This window comes from Vibrio splendidus (assembly GCF_003345295.1).
Lineage (GTDB): Bacteria > Pseudomonadota > Gammaproteobacteria > Enterobacterales > Vibrionaceae > Vibrio > Vibrio splendidus_K.
On the sequence record NZ_CP031055.1, the window covers coordinates 1,710,684 to 1,728,393 of the forward strand.

Here is a 17,710-nt window from a genome sequence, read left to right on the forward strand (position 1 = left end):
GAGCTATAAGGCGATTCACCTATCAGTATTTGCGATAACATGAAAATATTACGTAATCTTATAATACAAATAAAACACTTCGTTGGATAAATGAGACTAGGAACACTTTCCGATTTTTCCATACTTTAACTGGATCACATTCCCTATTGATAAAAGACAATATATAAGAATTTAGAATGTGAAATGAGCTGGTAAGGGCAGAACAAGCGAGCTGTAATAGTGTATATTTGCATGGTTCGAGCAGAACATCTTATAGTTCGCCATTTTGAAGATTAGGTTTTCCGTCTCTTCATCTCATCCGCATAAAAATAATCACTGACATAACCATCGAAGTTACCACCTTTGACTTCAGAGGTTTTATTGCCCTCCTCTCCATTAGGATCAGACGCCTGAAGATCTGAGCTGGAAAGGATGTTTTGATACTTAGCAATATCATAAGGCGCAACAACACCATAAGAAGTACCTGGACTGGTGTTATCAGAAGAGTCATTGCTATCGCTTGAGCTGCTTCCACCGCAGCCGTATGTGAGCGAAGCGAGCGCAACGATGATGATTGGCTTATTCACATTTATCTCACTTATCCATAAGAGTAGAGTGATAATGCATATTTGTACTATTTTATGTCAATTATCTATTTATCAGAATGTGAGATGCGGAAAATGAAGTGAAATTAACGGATATTGCGTAGAATTAGATTCAAGAACAACGCAGAAAAGCCACTCTAAACTCGACAGTTAATGAGTGGCTCTCAGATCAACAACTAAACTTAGTATGTTGATTTTTAGATATAAATATTAGAAAGATTAAACCTTAAAGCTGCTCATCAACTCACTAACGCTACCGTTAAGTGTTTTGATTTCTGCTGATTCAGTCAACTGATCTTGGCTTAGCTTATTAAGTTCCTCAACAAAGCTTTCAATCTTATGCATGTTCTTAGCAATGCTCTGAATAAGGGCGTTTTGCTCAACAGATGAACCCGAAATGTCATTGTTGAAACGACTTACTGTTTCCATCTGCTCGGTTAGCTTCGCCAACATGTTTACCGCTTGAACCACTTGAGCGCGAGTCAGTTCACAGTTACTTTTGGTCAACTCAATCGATTTAACCAAACCATCTGATTTAGACTGCAAGCCAGATAACGCTTCATCAATTTCAGAGGTACTGATTTGCGTTCGGTTGGCTAACGCACGGACTTCATCAGCAACCACCGCGAAACCTCGACCATGTTCACCCGCTCTCGCCGCTTCAATTGACGCATTCAATGCCAGCAAATTAGTTTGTTCCGCAATCCCGCCAATCACAGACACGATAGACTGGATGCTCTGCGTTTCATTGGCCATTGAGCGAATATCATCAGAAGTGGTGCAGACTTGCTTCTCAAGATCACTGATATAGGTTTCCGTCACGGTGTTAATCTGTTTAGTCTCATCACTGAACACAGCCGCTTCTCTTGCTGCTTCTGCCGCGGACTGAGAACTCTTTTCTACTTCATTCGATGCTTCAGACAAGCCGTTAATCGCAGAGACCACTTGAACCGTTTCATCAGTATGAACTTGCAGTACGTCGCTGGTTTCTTTACAGCCTTCGCGAATACTCAGTACCTTGGTATCGAGATCCGAGTTCTTATATTTCACATCCTTAACCATCTCTTGTAAGCCGATAATGAACAAGTTGATGTCTTTGGCGATATGTCCTAAGTCATCATTCCCCTTCTCAGCAAGCCTTTGAGTCAGGTCTCCGTTACCTTGAGATAGGTCGTGGACGATTTTGCGTAGTGACACGATTGGGCGATAAAAACGATTTAGAAGCAAAATCATCAATATCACCGAGCCAAGCACACAAGCCACGATAAGGATGCGCGCACTCGACATCACGCCATTCAACTGATTGAGCGCGAGCTCAGGGTCAATACTAGAGATCATGAACCACTCTTTCTGGCTGCCAATATCCACTTTCTTGGCCATCAATATTCTCTGGTTACCATCAATCACACCCTCAATGAATTGATCAGGCTGTTCAATGGCACTGTTGAGTTTCATCTGCGTATCTGCGGAAGATATATTGCTTTGCGGAAGTACGTTTTCGATTGTTGAAGCGACCACCATGCCCTTCTCGTCGATGATAATGCCTTTGGCTTCGTAGATGCTGTCCAACTGTTCAAGTTGCGTTTCCAAATCGTCAAAACGTATGTCGGCCATGATGACGCGATCTTGGTATGAGTACGTCACACCAATCATAGGCACTTGAGTACTCTTAGTGAAAAACTGATCACTAAAAGATAAGCCTGATTTCAATTTCGCTTGTTGATACCAAGGTCGAGTGGTTGGATTGTACTTTTCTTTGATTCCAACACCGTTAGGGAAAGACTCTGACGGACGAGAAGTGTAAGAACGGCCGTCGTCAAAACCAACTACGATTTTATCAATGCCACCGAGCTTGGCTGCGTAATGCATAAGCGCTTCATTAGGCACTTGGTATGGGGATTTCATGAACTCTTGTGCGACAGAGTTTACGGTATCGATAGTGCGCTGAACGGTACTTTCTATTTGATTAATTTCTATCGTTAGCGAGTGGTCAATCTCGTTATAAATCGTTTGGTTTACCTGGTCTGCTGCTAAGTCAAGCGTAAACCAGTTCGTAAATGCCAACGCACTAGAACTGACGATCGCCACCATTAAAATCAATTTTCCTTTAAACCCTAGAGACAATTTTGAATTCATAAAACTCATCATCCATATCAACCTATGTCTATTATTTTCATCCGAATGAAATGGTCATTTTTTACATTTTCGAAGATACGGGAAGCGAAACTTGTTCATGCCGATCCATCGTCACAACCACTACTTTAATTAATATTGTATGTTTAATTAATGGAGCTTTCTGTGAGCGATATTGACATATTAAAACTGGCTAAAACCACCCTGTGACATAGGTATCATTTATGAGTCTTGGCTTTTAACGCGATTGGGAAAGAGCAAGTAAATCACGAAAAATGATCGAATTTCAAATAACCATCAAACAAATTCGCCGATAATACTTCTAATCAAATTATTGATGTCAATTTCGATTCGCTGACTAGAAAGTGAGCCTTAAGTCACATTCTCACTAACCAACCATTCACTAAAGGCATTCAACCTTTAGATTTATTTGTAATACAATAACCCCTAATGTATGGTATGCTTGAATCATAACTTAAGTTATTTCTGGATGCTTTTGTGCAATTCAAAGTGGTAATTGAAGCAACGCGCTTTAAGGTCATTGAACACGTTTAATGTAGAGACTGTCGGGGGATCTCGTTAATCGTTATTTTACTTGTCTTGTTCATTGGTTTTTCCAGACGGCTAGTCCGAATACGCCCACACAGTCACCAGCTGTGTGGGCTTTTTTTTGCTTTCTTTTCGGACCAGACATTCGAGCAGTGTTAAACCATCACCAGCAATCAGTTAAGTGCACTGGTTTAAGCTTGCGGGGAAAAGTGAGTGAACGAGTGGGTGCTAGAAGGCTTTGAATTTGCCGTTAGAAATAGGAATAAATATAGATATAGAAAAAATAGGAATTGAGGCAGTAGCAGAGTTAAACAGAGTTTTGATTAGGTGTAGCTGAGGGAATTGAAGTAGAAGTAGAAATAGAAGATTTTAAACAGGGAACAAAGGATTGGATATGGCAGATAAAAACGAACCTCGCTGAGGTATCGCCGCCCAGAAGACAAGCGATACCCTAGCGAGGTCGTACGTCGATTACTTCTCTAGTTTAGCGAAGTAGTCGAAGATTACTGGTACATCGTTGTTACCCATGCCGGCATCAACAGCAGCTTGTAGGCTTGTTGCAGTACCTTGAGCGATTAGAGACTCAGTACCTAGCTCTTCACAAAGTGCAAGGAAGTAACCAAGGTCTTTGTTAGCGTTAGCAACAGAGAAACCTAGCTTCTCTTCGCCGTCTACTGCGTAGAACTTACAGAATTGCATGAACGGAGAGTTAGATGGACCTGCAGACATGATATCAAACAGTTGTTGGCCATCAACACCAGCGCGTTGAGCAACAGCGAAAGCTTGAGACATAGTTGCAACAGTCGTCATGCCCATGAAGTTGTTTACAAGCTTAGTTACGTGACCAGAACCTAGAGCGCCTAGGTGGAATACGTTTTCGCCTTGCTCTTCAAGAACAGGTTTAACTTTGTTGAAAGTTTCCATGTCGCCAGCAGCCATGATGTTCAGAAGACCATCTTTAGCGTGTGCAGGAGTACGACCTAGAGGTGCGTCGATCATGCCCGCGCCTTTTTCAGCAAGAGCTGCGCCGATTTTCTTAGTAGAAGCAGGGATAGAAGTACCGAAGTCTACTAGTACTGCGCCTTCTTTGATGCCCGCAAGAACACCGTCTTCGCCGTATACGATTTTTTCAACAACAGCTGAAGTTGTAAGACAAAACTGAACAATGTCACTTGCCGCAGCGAGTTCTTTAGCAGAAGTGAATGCAGTCGCATTACCGCGGTCTGTAACGCGAGCAACAGCTTCAGCGCTTAGATCCATTACGTTTACGTGGTAGCCGCGCTTTTGCAGGTTTTCAACCATGTTGCCGCCCATAAGACCTAGGCCAATGAAACCGATTACAGGTTTAGTCATGTTCAAACTCCAAATATAGTATTGTATGATTATATGCTCATTATAATAACTACGTCTTTCTCGTTTCGCAATAGTTTTAGGGCATTGATTTGATGGTTAGACGCAAGTTGTGACGGGGGTTCACTTTACGAGAAAATATGGGGCACGCTTTGTACTTACAGGAACTATATGCCACCTAAAAAACCGTCTATTGATGAAATAACATACGTTAAATGTCATACGATTAGTAAGAACAAGCTACGCCTTTACCTATGTATAGTTCACTATTCCCTTACTCAGCCAGTGACGAAGGTAGTTCACGGTAAAACTGACTAAACCGCCGTGACGCTAACTAAACCGTTGTAAGACTGGGCTCAGTGCTTGAGTTACTTAAGACGGTGGTTTCCACCAGGCCAATCAAGTTTTCTTTCAACCTGATCGGTTTGCCACTTATCCAACTTATCCAACTTATCCAACTTATCCAACTTATCCAACTTATCCAACTTATCCAACTTATCCAACTTAACTAGCTAACTAACTAACTAACTAACTAGACAAACAAAAAACTCCGAGCTTTCACTCGGAGTTTTTAGTATCTAGCTTCTGTTACTTCAGCGGATTACAGTTCGATTGAAACCGTTTCACCGTCAACATTGAGTAGTAGCGTGTTGCCTTCAAGCTTATGAGACACTTCAACTTGCTCGCCTTCGTTCTTATTAGGAACGAGAAGCGTCAGGATGTTGTGCTCTTTCGATGGCTTGAATTCCACTTCAACGTGACGGTGGATTTCAAGATCTTTGAACTCGTATGGGTCAACTTCGCCGAAGCCTTCAACGTTCTTAACTGAAGTGATGTTATCAGCAGACTCGTTGATGAAGTTTACGCCTAGGTGTGCAACTTCGCCGCGGATAGTGAAAGACTTGTCTGCCACTTCATTTGCGAAAGTTGTGTGCATTAGCCAAGTCATGTCTTTCTCTTCAGAAAGCGTAGCCTTGTCTTGCATTACGAATACTTTACCTTGAACGAACCAAACTTTACGCTTGTAAGATTCGATTTCAGGAACGAAATACTTGTAAGATGCCGTTGCATCACCTTCAACCATCTTCACATCAGATTCTGTGTCGAAGTCAGAAATAGTGCCGCCCGATTCGATACAGAAACGATCTTGGTGGTTTTCGTAGCCTGTGTTCTTGTTCTCGCCGTACTGACCTTTACCGCCAAACAGTGGAAGGTTTTTAGAGAACGTTTGACGACGCCACTTAGTGTGCATGTCTACACCGAAACCACCGTAGTAACCTGTTACTGACGCTAGCGTTTCACCAAATGCGTGAAGCGTAAATGCGTTTTGGTCACCGTGAGAGTGGCTGATTGAGCCAAACGGAGAACATTTGAATACCATGTGAATATGGTTATCACGCTCAGTCATCTTGTTGTGGAATGCAGCCCAACCCGTGATTGGGAATACTTTCAACAGTGGATCATTCGATGGTGCTTTCTCTTCAGGAGCATCCCAAAGGAAGTTAAAACGAAGATCGTCGTAACCGAAGTCCCACCAACCAAAGTTGTAGAATTTAGTGTGTGCTTCAGTATCACGGCCTTTCAGTTGGTTGTAGTACCAAACGTACTCAGGCTTCTGGTTAACACCTGCGTAGTGCTTGATGTTGTAAGCCAGTTTTAGACCTGGGAAATCGCCGATTGAAGACTGGTCACAGAAGCTCGCGCGCTTAGAGTGAACAGGCATACAATAAAGCGGGAAGTCACCGGTGTTTTCATAGAATGTTTTGTTAAACATGTCTACGCCACAGTATGCTTTCAATAGATCGAATGCTTCGCCTAGGAATGCCGTTTGTGTGTTCCAGTAGTCTGGACCTTCAGCCCAACCGCCGTCTACACCGCCCCATGGTGGGTAGTGTACTGCGTAGTATTCTAGAGCGTAAGCGATGTACTCGCCTGCTTTCGGGTGATCGTGGTAAAGCGCGATACACGTTGGGATGATAGCAGAAGAGATAGAACGAACACCGTGGCTGTTTAGCGGGTTGTTTAATAGGTCAACCGTCACTTTCAGGTGGTGCATGATTTCGTCTAGACGCTCAATCAAAGCATCTTGAACTTGCTGACGTTCTTCATCTGTGAAGTAGCCGTGTAGCCAGTCGTAACCCCAAGCCATTGCAGCGATGACACGGAAAGCCGCTTCGTCGTTGTAGCCACGAGAAGTCACGCCTTCTGGATCGTACGTAGACAGTTTTAGAGTCCAAGCTTTTGCTTTAGCAATGAGCGCTTCGTCTTCTTTTACAACACCAGCAATCGCTAGGTTACGTGTCGCGTTCAGTGCCATTTGGCAATCAACGTACATTTGACGCCAATAAGGACGCCATAGAGAAGCTTTACCTACCGTCTCAGCTGGGTACGCTTGAGGCTCTTCAAAAGGCGCAGTCTCAAGAAACTTAACGGTAGAGTTGTTGTAGAAGTCATCAAACATGCAGTGAGCTTCATCAGCTTTCACTTTTGCTTTGAATTCTTCTAGCTGATCAGCTTGAACAAGAAGACGCGGACGTGCTTCGCTCAAGGTGTCTAGGAATGATAGGTCGAAGTCACGTGTTTGAACTTCGATAGGGAGTAGGTCTACAAGATTACCTGCTGAAGTATCATTCTCCAGCTTCATCTTCCTGATTGCATCAAGAGATTTTTGGTCGCTCATTCTAACTCACTTATTTTTCAAGTTGATTGAAAGGAATTAGCAACAATATACGTATTATTGTAGGACAATTGAATGTATTTCGATTCGATCGTACAATTTTTTACAGTTTTCGTGATTTAGGTCTGATGTTGTAAGCCAGGCGTGTTTACTCACTTCGCAAAACAAAAAATGCGACGCTCTTTCGAGTCGTCGCATTTTGTCTAAACGTTCGCTAGCTATTAGCTTTCAGTTACCGCTTTAGCTTGCTTGCCGCCGTCATCGACCGCTTTCACAAGTAGAACACCGACACCACCAACTATCACACCACATAAGATGAAGACTAGGCGTCCCCACATTGGGTTAGTCAGAAGAGCCATCAACATGATACCAACACCCGCTACCGCAATCAGTTTACCAAGCATTTGACGTTGTTTGTTATCCAACACTTTTTGCTCTGCCGATTCAGCTACTAATGGTGTATCTAAGTTGCCAAAGAACTTATCAACATCCGCTTGACGTTCTTTTGATAGAGGCTTGTAGAACATCGTAGATAGTACGAAGAAGCCACCAGTTAGCGTGATGTGAGCAATCAGACCAATCGCAACTTTAACATCAGACCATTCACGTCCTGTTAGAGTATCAAGACCAAACGCCGCTGCTACCATCTCTGCGTCGATAACAAAACCAACCACATAAGATACTATACCACCAACAACTAACGTACCCCAACCAGCCCAGTCCGGAGTCTTCTTGATGAAGAAACCAAGGAATGCAGGAATCGTCATAGGGAAGCCGATTAACGCACCTACGTACATCATCGTATCAAACAGGCTCAAACCTTTAAGCGAGTTGATGAACTGTGCGATAAGGATAATAGCGAAGCCAAATACCGCTGAAGTAATTTTAGATACGGTTACTAACTCTTTCTCAGATGCTTGACCTTTACGAACGATTGTTTCGTAGAAGTTCTTAACGAAGATACCTGAGTTACGGTTTAGACCAGAATCCATTGAAGACATTGTCGCTGCAAACATCGCGGCAACTAATAGACCAACCATACCTGCTGGCATGTACTCTTGTACAAAGTATAGGTAAGCAAAATCACCCGCTTTTTTACCTGCATTCGGGTAAGCCGCTGATAAATCAACACCTTGGCCTGCAATGAACCAAGAAGGCATGAACCAAATAAACACACCACACAACATCAACACACAAGCAAGCAGTGCGGCTTTCTTTGCATTCTTTGAGTCTTTAGCCGCTAGGTAACGGTAAGAGTTAAGCATGTTGTTAGTAATAGAGAACTGCTTAACGAAGATGAAGAATGCCCAAATCGTAAAGATGCTTAGGTAGTTGATGTTGTTGCCCCAAAGGAACGAACCACCATCTTGTACTGGGAAGTTGTTAACAATCTCACCAACACCACCACCTTGAACAACCGCTACAACCGCGCAAGTTACCGTTACCGCCATGATGATAACCATCTGCATGAAGTCAGATGCGATTACCGCCCATGAACCACCTGTTACCGACATCGCCAAGACCACTAAGCCAGTCACCCAGATAGTCATGTTCATGTCGAAACCGAAGATACCCGAAGCGATGATTGCTAATGCGTTTAACCACACACCCGCAGATACCACTGAGTTCGGCATTGAAGACCAAGTGAATACTTGTTCGTTGGTCGCACCAAAACGCATACGAATCGCTTCAATTACCGTAACAACGCGAAGTTGACGGAATTTCGGCGCGAAGTACGCGTAGTTCATGAAGTAACCAAATGCGTTGGCTACGAAGATGACCGCTACAGCGAAACCATCGTTATACGCTTTACCTGCTGCACCGGTGAATGTCCATGCACTAAACTGGGTCATAAAGGCGGTTGCACCAACCATCCACCACAACATGTTACCGCCCCCGCGGAAGTAGTCACTAGTAGTGCTTGTAAATGTTCTAAACATCCAACCTATCGCAATCAAGAATAGGAAATAAATGCCGACAATAATCGTGTTGAGTTCCATCGTGTATCCTTTGTCCGTTATAATTTGTTACGAGGACTATAGGAAATTCGACTCTTTATTTGTAGTACAATAATCCAAATAAGTGATGGTGATCTTATTTTGATTGATTAAGTTAATTATATATATGACATAGGATGGAATATGACTAATCCATTAAGCAAATTGTTAGGGTTTTAGGTAAAAACCCAAAAGATCAAACACTTAAAATAAATTTTACCTTAAAAACAATAACTTAAAACAAAAGTAAGACTTTGCACACTTATTAACAAATACAACCGAACACATATAAACATAAAGACCTAAAAAATAATAAAAGAGAATTTGAGACCAAATTCACATCATTCATCACACAATAAACCAGTGTTTTTTATCAAAATCGAGCGGGTAATATCATTAGAATTCAATTCAAACTTGTGTAGTGCTCTTATCTTTAGATCTAAATACAAATGGATGTGAAATCATCTCAATCGAATGATTATTTAGACCATTTCCTGATGAGTTAAGAGAGGGAGTTTAAGATGCTGTCTCTGAGAGTGATAAAGAAAGCGTGCAAAGATTAGGGGGTATTGAGCAACCTGAATAGCTTAAGAAATATGGGAAAATGATTGAACCAAAACAGTGCAACACACTTCTTAAAAACAAACAGATTAGTTCGCTTAAATGTTCGTATGTATCCCATGGTTTTATAGGATGCTCTGTTATCACGCCAAAATTTTCGCCCATATGAATTAATAGAATGATGACCATATGATGATGAGTTTATATCTAATGAATAAGCCAAAATAAGCTGGCGCTGAGTGCATTTATTTCCAGCTCAATAAAAGACCAGAATCACACTATTTCCGAAACAATACGGTTAAAACAAGATCGAAGTCTAGTTAGAAGACTTCCGGCTGTGATCGCTCCGCGCTTCCAAGCTTTCGTTAATTGAAGAATTATTGTCATACAATATTCTATATATCTAACCAGACATAAGGACATGTGGCATGCGCTCAATGAAAGATATCACTCAAGACGCTATCGATATCGTTAAACCCTCTATCGACAAGCTGTTTGAAAGAACCAATAGAAAAGAACTGCATATTGTCGTTATGAATCCGCACCTCAAGCCTTGGGAAGCCTCTTTTGAAGATGCCATTCTTTATGAAGAGTCTTTAGGAGCCCCTGATAACTGGACTATCAAGTTTGATCACCTTGCTCGTAAGAAAGCTCAGCAAGCATGGCGAGAATCGACAAGCAACCTAACACTTCATTCTCAACACCCATCTTCATTACGTGACGAAGACTTACTGTTTTATGGTTCGTTTGTTTACGGAAACGTGGTTGTTGCCTGCAGTGGCGTACAACAATGGTATGACATGCTGATCAGTGGCTGGATAGCGGTGGCTATTGAACAGCTAGCAATGCACGAATACCAAACAGAAAAAGCAGAAAACCCTACAAAAACATATCGCTAATAATTAGAAACAGAAGGAACTTACTATGAGTAAATTATTGAAATCCATCATGCTGGCAGCCGGCATACTTGTTTCTGCAACGTCGATTGCAGCAGACTACCCGAGCAAAAACATTCGCTTAGTTGTCCCATTTGGCGCAGGCGGCGGTACAGATGCCGTTGGCCGTACCCTTGCCAATAGTGCGAAAGACATTTTAGGACAAAATATTTCAATCATGAACCGTACGGGTGGTGCGGGCGCCGTTGGTATGAGCTTTGGAGCTCAGCAGCGTGCGGATGGTTACACATTAACAGTAGTAACACGTGAAATCGCTTCGCTTCCTCAAATGGGTTTGATGCGCCATACAGCAGACGATTTTAGACTCATTCGCTTAGTCAACTTAGACCCAGCAGTAGTGTTGGTTGCAGCAGATAGCCCATACAACACCATCAATGACCTAATCAAAGAAGCAAAAGAAAACCCAGGCAGCGTAAAATTTGCTTCAACCGCTGCGCCAAACTTCTACCTCATGTCTTTAGAAAAAGACCAAGGCATTAAATTAAACGCTATCCCTTACAACGGTGCGTCTGAAGCAATTCCTGCCGTATTAGGCCACCACACAGACGTAACCATGGTGACACCGGGTGAAGCTATCGCTCAACTTCGTTCAGGCCAACTAAAAGCATTAGGTGTCATGTCAGAAGAACGTATTCAGTACATTCCTGATGTTCCTACTTTGAAAGAACAAGGTATTGATGTTGTAACAGGTACATGGCGTGGTATTGGCGCTCCAAAAGATACGCCTGATGCGGTAATTGAGAAACTAGGTGCTGCATTTGATGAAGCAATGGCAAGTGAGGAGTTCAAATCTTTCATGGCGAAAGGTGCGATGACTATTCACAATCTTGATGATAAAGCATTCACTGCATTCGTTGCAGAAGATACAAAGTCACTTACTGAATTAATTCAATAATCTCAACTCATAGGCACAACGACAAGTTGTGCCTTTTTATCAGTTTGTATCTTTCCCTTGCTTTACTTTTTAGGGGTAAATTCTATGTCTAACGCCAACTTAAATCGAAATGTCGTCTTCCCTTCCATCATCATTATCCTTAGCGCAATTGCACTCGTGTTGATTACTCAGTTTGATCGTCCTATGTATCAAGATGCCAGTGTCGATGCAAAATTTTTTCCAATGATGATTGTAATTGCTCAAATTGCTATCTGCATTGTTCTCATCGTTCAACACAAACTTAAAGGTGTATCAGAACAACAAGAAGCGATGGTAAGTAAAATGTCCATCTTCGGCGTTGCCTTTCTTATCGGATACGCATTACTCATCAGTGTCGTTGGCTACCTTTACGCGAGTTTGATTGCATTTATGTTCTACCTCGTTTACTTCAAAGTTAAGAAGCCAATCTACTACGTTGTCGCCGTTGTTTTTGTTTTTGCGGTTTACTATTTGTTTGGCGAGGTGTTCTACATCGCGCTTCCTGAAGCAATGTGGTCATAGGAGGTCATAATGTTTGAATATCTAATTGATGGTCTCGCGACAGCTGTGAGCTTTGCTGTACTTCCTGTCCTTGTGTTTGGTGTGCTAGGTGGGGTTATTTTAGGTGCATTACCCGGCCTAACGGCGACAATGGGCGTTGCGATACTCCTTCCGTTTACCTTTGGCATGGAACCAACTTCAGCCCTTGTGATGTTAATCGGTGTGTACATTGGTGGTATTTACGGTGGTTCGATTGCCGCAATACTGCTTAAAACACCAGGGACACCAGCTTCGGCAGCAAGTGTACTCGACGGTCACACCATGGCTGTTAGAGGGCAAGCTGCCAGAGCATTAAGTATTTCTGCTGTGGCTTCATTTATTGGCGGATTATTAAGCACTATCGTTCTTATCGCAATTGCTCCCAAATTGGCGACGTTCGCACTGCGTTTTAATGCACCAGAATATTTTGCACTCGCTCTGTTTGGTTTAACTATTATTGCGAGTGTTTCTTCAAACAACATTTTCAAAGGATTATTAGCTGGCACGATTGGGTTGTTGGTTTCTACCGTTGGACTCGATCCAATCAGCAGCGTACCAAGATTTACTTTCGACATTATGGATCTCTACAGCGGAATCAATGTCATCCCTGTTTTGATCGGTTTGTTCGCTCTTTCTGAAGCGTTAAACCAACTAGAAAAGCTGTTCTCCGAAAAGAAAGTCGTTGCGCCGAAGTTTGACCATAAACTATTGAGCAAAGGCGACCTTAAAGAAATGCTACCAACCGCAATAAAAAGTGGTTTGATGGGAACAACCATCGGTTCTGTACCGGGGGCTGGTGCTGATATTTCGGCATTCGTTTGTTACAACGAAGCAAAACGCTCATCGAAAAATCCCGAAGAGTTTGGTAAAGGATCAGTTCGAGGTCTAGCAGCAGCCGAATCTGGAAACAACGGTGTAACGGGTGGTTCGTTAGTTCCATTGTTAACACTTGGCGTTCCGGGGGATGCTGTGGCAGCGGTTCTTCTTGGTGCACTTATAGTACAAGGACTAACACCAGGGCCTCTGCTGTTTGCCCAAAACCCCGAAGTGGTTTATGGCGTATTCAGCTCGATGTTGGTTGCTAACCTTGTGATGCTGGTAATTGGTTTACTGGGTATTCGTTTCTTCTGCCGCATCATTGAAGTACCCAAGATCATCATGATCCCAATTATTGTCTTCTTGTCGATCGTTGGTGCTTACGCGATTAACAACTCGATGTTTGATGTGGGTATTGCGATCGGTTTCGGTCTATTGGGCTTTATCTTAACTAAACTGGATATTCCGTCTTCGCCAATTCTGCTTGCGATAATTTTAGGTCCAATGGCAGAAACAAATCTGAGAAAATCACTGCTGATGTACGATGGCAGTTGGTCTTTCCTTTACGAGCGCCCTATTGCTCTTGCGTTTATCGTGTTGGCTATATTCTCTGTATACTCAACGTTAAAGATGAAGAAGAAGCAGAAGCAGAAACGAAAGCAAACTGAAGAACATCCATAATGAGCCGCTCGTTTAACCTATAACGTTCAAATAATTCAAAGCCAGAGACACGAGTCTCTGGCTTTTTTCGTACACAAAAAGCAATAATTTTCGTAAACGACAGACAACAAAAAAGGCATGCGCTTGGCATACCTTTTAAAGTCGTTTATCCGAACGTGAGATGGCTCAGGTTCGCTTTAAATCGTTTCTATTACGCAGTAGCCAAACGGTGGTTAGCATCTTGCAAGTGAGCTGCAGACACAACTCTCGCCTTGTCACTGTCACCGGCCATGATAGCTTCATAGATTCTACGGTGTTCATTGATGCATGTGCTTCCCTCTTCAGAAGAGTGCACAATGAAGTTAATGAACATGGTTGTCAGAATGTTGCCAAATGGCAAGTAGAAGTCGTTACCGGTCGCATTGAAGATCAAGCTATGGAAACGAGTATCAATGTCTGTCCAACGTTCTTGGTCAAACACTTCAGCTTCATCCACTTCGACCATCTTTTGGAAGATCTCTGAAAGCTCGATACGTTGTTCAGCCGTCGCAAATTTTGCCGCCAGTGCACACGCTTCAGGTTCAATCGCACGGCGAAGACCTAAGAACTGTGAACAGAATTGGTCTACGTCGGTTAGGCCGTCCATCCATTCAATCAGTTGAGGATCAAGGAAGTTCCAGTATGCGCGGTCAACTACACGAGTACCGATTTTCGGGCGGGACTCTAACAGACCTTTAGAGGTCAATAGTTTAACTGCTTCGCGAAGTGCCGTTCGGCTGATACCAAACTGTTCACACAACGCCATTTCACCAGGAATAATAGAACCTTGTGGCAGTTCGCCAGACAAGATTCCACGAGCGATTTCACGAGCTACTTGCACGTGCAGGCTGCGCTTCGAGCCCGAAATTGAATTAAAAGTGGTAACCATAAGTTCACTTATTTTATATGTTATGTTTATGTATTATTTAAGGATCACTATAACAGTATTTCAACCTACAGCCAATTGAGTAAAATCCAAACGAATCACAGGCTATTAATTTAGCTGCCTAATCAAACACTTAGAAAGTATCTAATTCTACTCTGCTAGAAACATTATGTTACACCATTCATAAATCCGTCATCAAAAAGCATCGGTTCTGTCATCCTCGATTCCTATACTTCCTTCCAACAAATCACTCAATTGGACTGACATAATGAAACCGACAAAAACAAATCTCACGCTTAAAAGCGCTATTACTGCTGCGCTGATTTTTTCTGGTTCTGCATTAGCGATGGATACGCGATACGAAGACCGCTCTGGTAACTTGGTCGCCGATGTACCCCAAGATGAATCACAATGGGTGGATCCAAACACGCTAATTTTTGCTTACACGCCAGTTGAAGATCCAGCAGTATACGCTGATGTGTGGAGCGAGTTTTTGAGCCACCTTGAAAAAACAACGGAAAAAACGGTTCGTTTCTTCCCTGTTCAAAATAACGCAGCTCAAATTGAAGCAATGCGTTCAGGTCGTCTGCATATCGCAGGTTTCAACACTGGTTCAACGCCACTAGCAGTTAACTGTGCTGGCTTTGCTCCATTCACAATGATGGCGGCTGAAGATGGCTCTTTCGGTTACGAAATGGAAATCATCACGCACCCAGGTTCAGGCATCGAAAAGGTTGAAGACCTAAAAGGCAAAAACCTAGCATTCACATCGCAAACGTCAAACTCTGGTTTCAAAGCCCCTTCTGCGATTCTGGATGCTGAATACCAGCTTCAACCTGAGCGTGATTTCAAACCAGCTTTCTCTGGCGCACACGACAACTCTATTTTGGGTGTGGCACACAAAGATTATGACGCAGCAGCCGTCGCTAACTCAGTATTGAACCGTATGCTTTCACGTGAAGTCGTGAAAGAAGGTCAAATCAAGAGCATCTACAAGTCACAAACCTTCCCAACAACGGCTTACGGCACAGCGCACAACCTAACACCAGAGCTTCAAGAGAAGATTCAAAAAGCGTTTTTCACTTTCGACTGGGAAGGCACCAAGCTTCAAGAAGAATTTGAGCGTAACGGTGAAGCGAAATTTGTTCCGATCACTTACCAAGAGCACTGGGAAGTGATCCGCACTATCGATACCGCGAATAAAGTGTCTTACACGTGTAGCTAAGTTCAACCGAACTAAAAGCCAATCACACATTGATAAAACTAACTGCAGGCTTATGCGCCTGCAGTTATTCACCACTCTCAGCGGTTTGCTTCCGATTTCTGCCTCAGGCGAACTGTTAGTATACCGTCCTTATAGGAATTCTATGTCTACTCTTACCCTTAAAGGGCTTACCAAGCACTACTCCAGTTCTGATAAAGCCCTGACCAACGTTAGCTTGTCGGTGAATGCCGGCGAAGTCGTTGGATTGATTGGCCCATCTGGTGCGGGTAAATCAACGCTGATTCGCTGTATTAACCGACTAACCGAGCCCACCAGCGGCGAAGTTATCTTCTCCAACACCAACCTTGAGACATTGTCTAAGCGACAACTGAGACATTCACGACGTGAAATTGGGATGATTTTCCAAGAGTACGCATTGATTGAGCGCTTAACGGTCATGGAAAATGTGCTTTCAGGGCGTTTAGGTTACGTAAACTTCTGGCAAAGCTTTACTCGTCGTTTCCCAGAATCGGATATCCAAGCCGCTTATGCGCTACTCGACCGCGTTGGTTTATTAGAGCACGCCAATAAAAGAGCCGATGCCCTATCAGGTGGACAGCGCCAACGTGTAGGTATTGCTCGCGCACTCGCTCAAAAACCGAAATTACTGTTGATTGATGAACCAACGGCCGCGCTGGACCCACGTACAGCGCGCCAGATCATGCGATTGATTAGCGAGATTTGTTCAGAACAACAACTCCCAGCCATCATCAATATTCACGATGTTCAGTTAGCTAAACAGTTTGTCGACCGTGTTGTCGGGCTAAATGCTGGCTGCGCGGTATTTGATGACAAACCAACTCTGCTTACCGAAGACGTGCTCACACAGATCTACGGTGAAGAGGATTGGAGCCAACAGGTAGAAGAAGAGGAAGATGACCTGATCATCACTCACCCTCATTTGTCTGAGGCAACAATATGACTCAGCCATATCCAAACCAAGCTCAGCATCATTCAAAGCTAGCTCAACAAAACCCCAAGTTAGATCAGAAATACCCGACACAGTGGACAAAGCCGCCACTGATATCTAATTCATGGTTGCGTTGGAGTTTGATCATCATCGTCGCGGTGTATTTATACCTTGCGACTCAATCGGTACACGTAAACTGGGCTCGAATCTACGAAGGCAGCGAACGCGGCTGGCAGTTCATTTTGGCTTTCATGAACCCAGATTTTGGCGGACGTTGGAACAACATCTCACAAGGTTTGATTGAGAGCTTAACCATGACGCTCACGTCAACCGTGGCAGGTGTCATTCTCTCAATCCCATTCGGATTAGGCGCAGCCAAAAATCTTGCCCCTACTCCCGTTTATCTATTCTGCCGTGCATTTATTTCGATCGCTCGTAGCTTACAAGAGATCATCGTTGCGATTCTGTGTGTGGCTCTGTTTGGCTTTGGTACGTTTGCGGGTTTTGTCACGCTGACATTCGCAACCATCGGCTTTCTCGCGAAATTGTTTGCCGATGAAATTGAAGCCATCGACCCAGCACCACTCACCGCAATGCGCGCAACTGGCGCAAGTTGGCTACAACAAGTGAACTATGCGATTCAAGCGCAGGTAATGCCACGCTTTATCGGGCTTTCGATGTACCGACTCGACATCAACTTTCGTGAGTCTGCTGTGATTGGCATTGTTGGCGCAGGGGGTATCGGCGCAACATTGAACACCGCCATGGACCGTTACGAATACAGCGCAGCGGCCGCTATTCTATTGATTATTATCGTGATCGTGATGTTGTGTGAGTACCTATCGACCATCATCCGCAAGCATGTGCAGTAAGGA

The 17,710-nt window shown here is 43.4% G+C and carries 13 protein-coding genes and 1 pseudogene; 7 read left to right on the top strand and 7 right to left on the bottom strand.

Annotated features, from left to right (window positions below):
* Window positions 1–246 precede the first annotated feature (246 nt).
* From DUN60_RS07590 to DUN60_RS07610, 6 genes and pseudogenes are all read right to left on the bottom strand, one after another.
* Window positions 247–566 (bottom strand): annotated as a pseudogene (locus DUN60_RS07590) (polysaccharide lyase family 7 protein); the annotation flags it as partial.
* Between the two features lie 237 nt (window positions 567–803).
* The gene (locus DUN60_RS07595; protein WP_114633651.1) at window positions 804–2,675 is read right to left on the bottom strand and encodes a methyl-accepting chemotaxis protein; all 1,872 of its coding nucleotides are present in this window, start codon (window positions 2,673–2,675) and stop codon (window positions 804–806) included.
* A 1,062-nt stretch (window positions 2,676–3,737) separates the two neighbouring features.
* Entirely contained in the window at window positions 3,738–4,619 is an 882-nt protein-coding gene (locus DUN60_RS07600) for an NAD(P)-dependent oxidoreductase (RefSeq protein WP_004733521.1), read from the bottom strand.
* 365 nt (window positions 4,620–4,984) lie between these two features.
* Window positions 4,985–5,119, bottom strand: coding sequence for a hypothetical protein (locus DUN60_RS24890; protein ID WP_279627916.1), 135 nt, complete (start codon window positions 5,117–5,119; stop codon window positions 4,985–4,987).
* A gap of 98 nt (window positions 5,120–5,217) precedes the next feature.
* Entirely contained in the window at window positions 5,218–7,296 is a 2,079-nt protein-coding gene (locus DUN60_RS07605; protein ID WP_114633652.1) for a DUF4962 domain-containing protein, read from the bottom strand.
* A 218-nt stretch (window positions 7,297–7,514) separates the two neighbouring features.
* Entirely contained in the window at window positions 7,515–9,293 is a 1,779-nt protein-coding gene (locus DUN60_RS07610; RefSeq protein ID WP_017076740.1) for a sodium:solute symporter family transporter, read from the bottom strand.
* Window positions 9,294–10,279: 986 nt separating this feature from the next.
* On the opposite strand from DUN60_RS07610, the gene DUN60_RS07615 reads away from it, so the two are divergent.
* From DUN60_RS07615 to DUN60_RS07630, 4 genes are all read left to right on the top strand, one after another.
* Complete coding sequence (locus tag DUN60_RS07615) at window positions 10,280–10,750, top strand: hypothetical protein (RefSeq protein ID WP_016785024.1); 471 nt, start codon at window positions 10,280–10,282, stop codon at window positions 10,748–10,750.
* 25 nt (window positions 10,751–10,775) lie between these two features.
* Complete coding sequence (locus tag DUN60_RS07620) at window positions 10,776–11,702, top strand: tripartite tricarboxylate transporter substrate binding protein (RefSeq protein WP_017076742.1); 927 nt, start codon at window positions 10,776–10,778, stop codon at window positions 11,700–11,702.
* 84 nt (window positions 11,703–11,786) lie between these two features.
* Window positions 11,787–12,242, top strand: coding sequence for a tripartite tricarboxylate transporter TctB family protein (locus DUN60_RS07625; RefSeq protein ID WP_114633653.1), 456 nt, complete (start codon window positions 11,787–11,789; stop codon window positions 12,240–12,242).
* Window positions 12,243–12,251: 9 nt separating this feature from the next.
* Window positions 12,252–13,757: a tripartite tricarboxylate transporter permease gene (locus DUN60_RS07630; RefSeq protein WP_114633654.1), complete on the top strand. Its 1,506-nt coding sequence runs from the start codon at window positions 12,252–12,254 to the stop codon at window positions 13,755–13,757.
* Between the two features lie 190 nt (window positions 13,758–13,947).
* Here DUN60_RS07630 and DUN60_RS07635 read toward each other — a convergent pair whose 3' ends face one another.
* A complete protein-coding gene (locus DUN60_RS07635; RefSeq protein ID WP_017090781.1) occupies window positions 13,948–14,664 on the bottom strand; it encodes a FadR/GntR family transcriptional regulator in 717 nt (238 codons plus the stop codon).
* 265 nt (window positions 14,665–14,929) lie between these two features.
* On the opposite strand from DUN60_RS07635, the gene phnD reads away from it, so the two are divergent.
* From phnD to phnE, 3 genes are all read left to right on the top strand, one after another.
* A complete protein-coding gene (phnD, locus tag DUN60_RS07640; protein ID WP_061021537.1) occupies window positions 14,930–15,886 on the top strand; it encodes a phosphate/phosphite/phosphonate ABC transporter substrate-binding protein in 957 nt (318 codons plus the stop codon).
* Window positions 15,887–16,028: 142 nt separating this feature from the next.
* On the top strand, window positions 16,029–16,847 hold the full coding sequence (phnC, locus tag DUN60_RS07645) for a phosphonate ABC transporter ATP-binding protein (protein ID WP_114633655.1): 819 nt from the start codon (window positions 16,029–16,031) through the stop codon (window positions 16,845–16,847).
* Window positions 16,844–17,707: a phosphonate ABC transporter, permease protein PhnE gene (phnE, locus tag DUN60_RS07650; protein ID WP_237290991.1), complete on the top strand. Its 864-nt coding sequence runs from the start codon at window positions 16,844–16,846 to the stop codon at window positions 17,705–17,707. The genes phnC and phnE overlap by 4 nt, the downstream gene beginning before the upstream one ends.
* The last annotated feature ends 3 nt before the right edge of the window (window positions 17,708–17,710 follow it).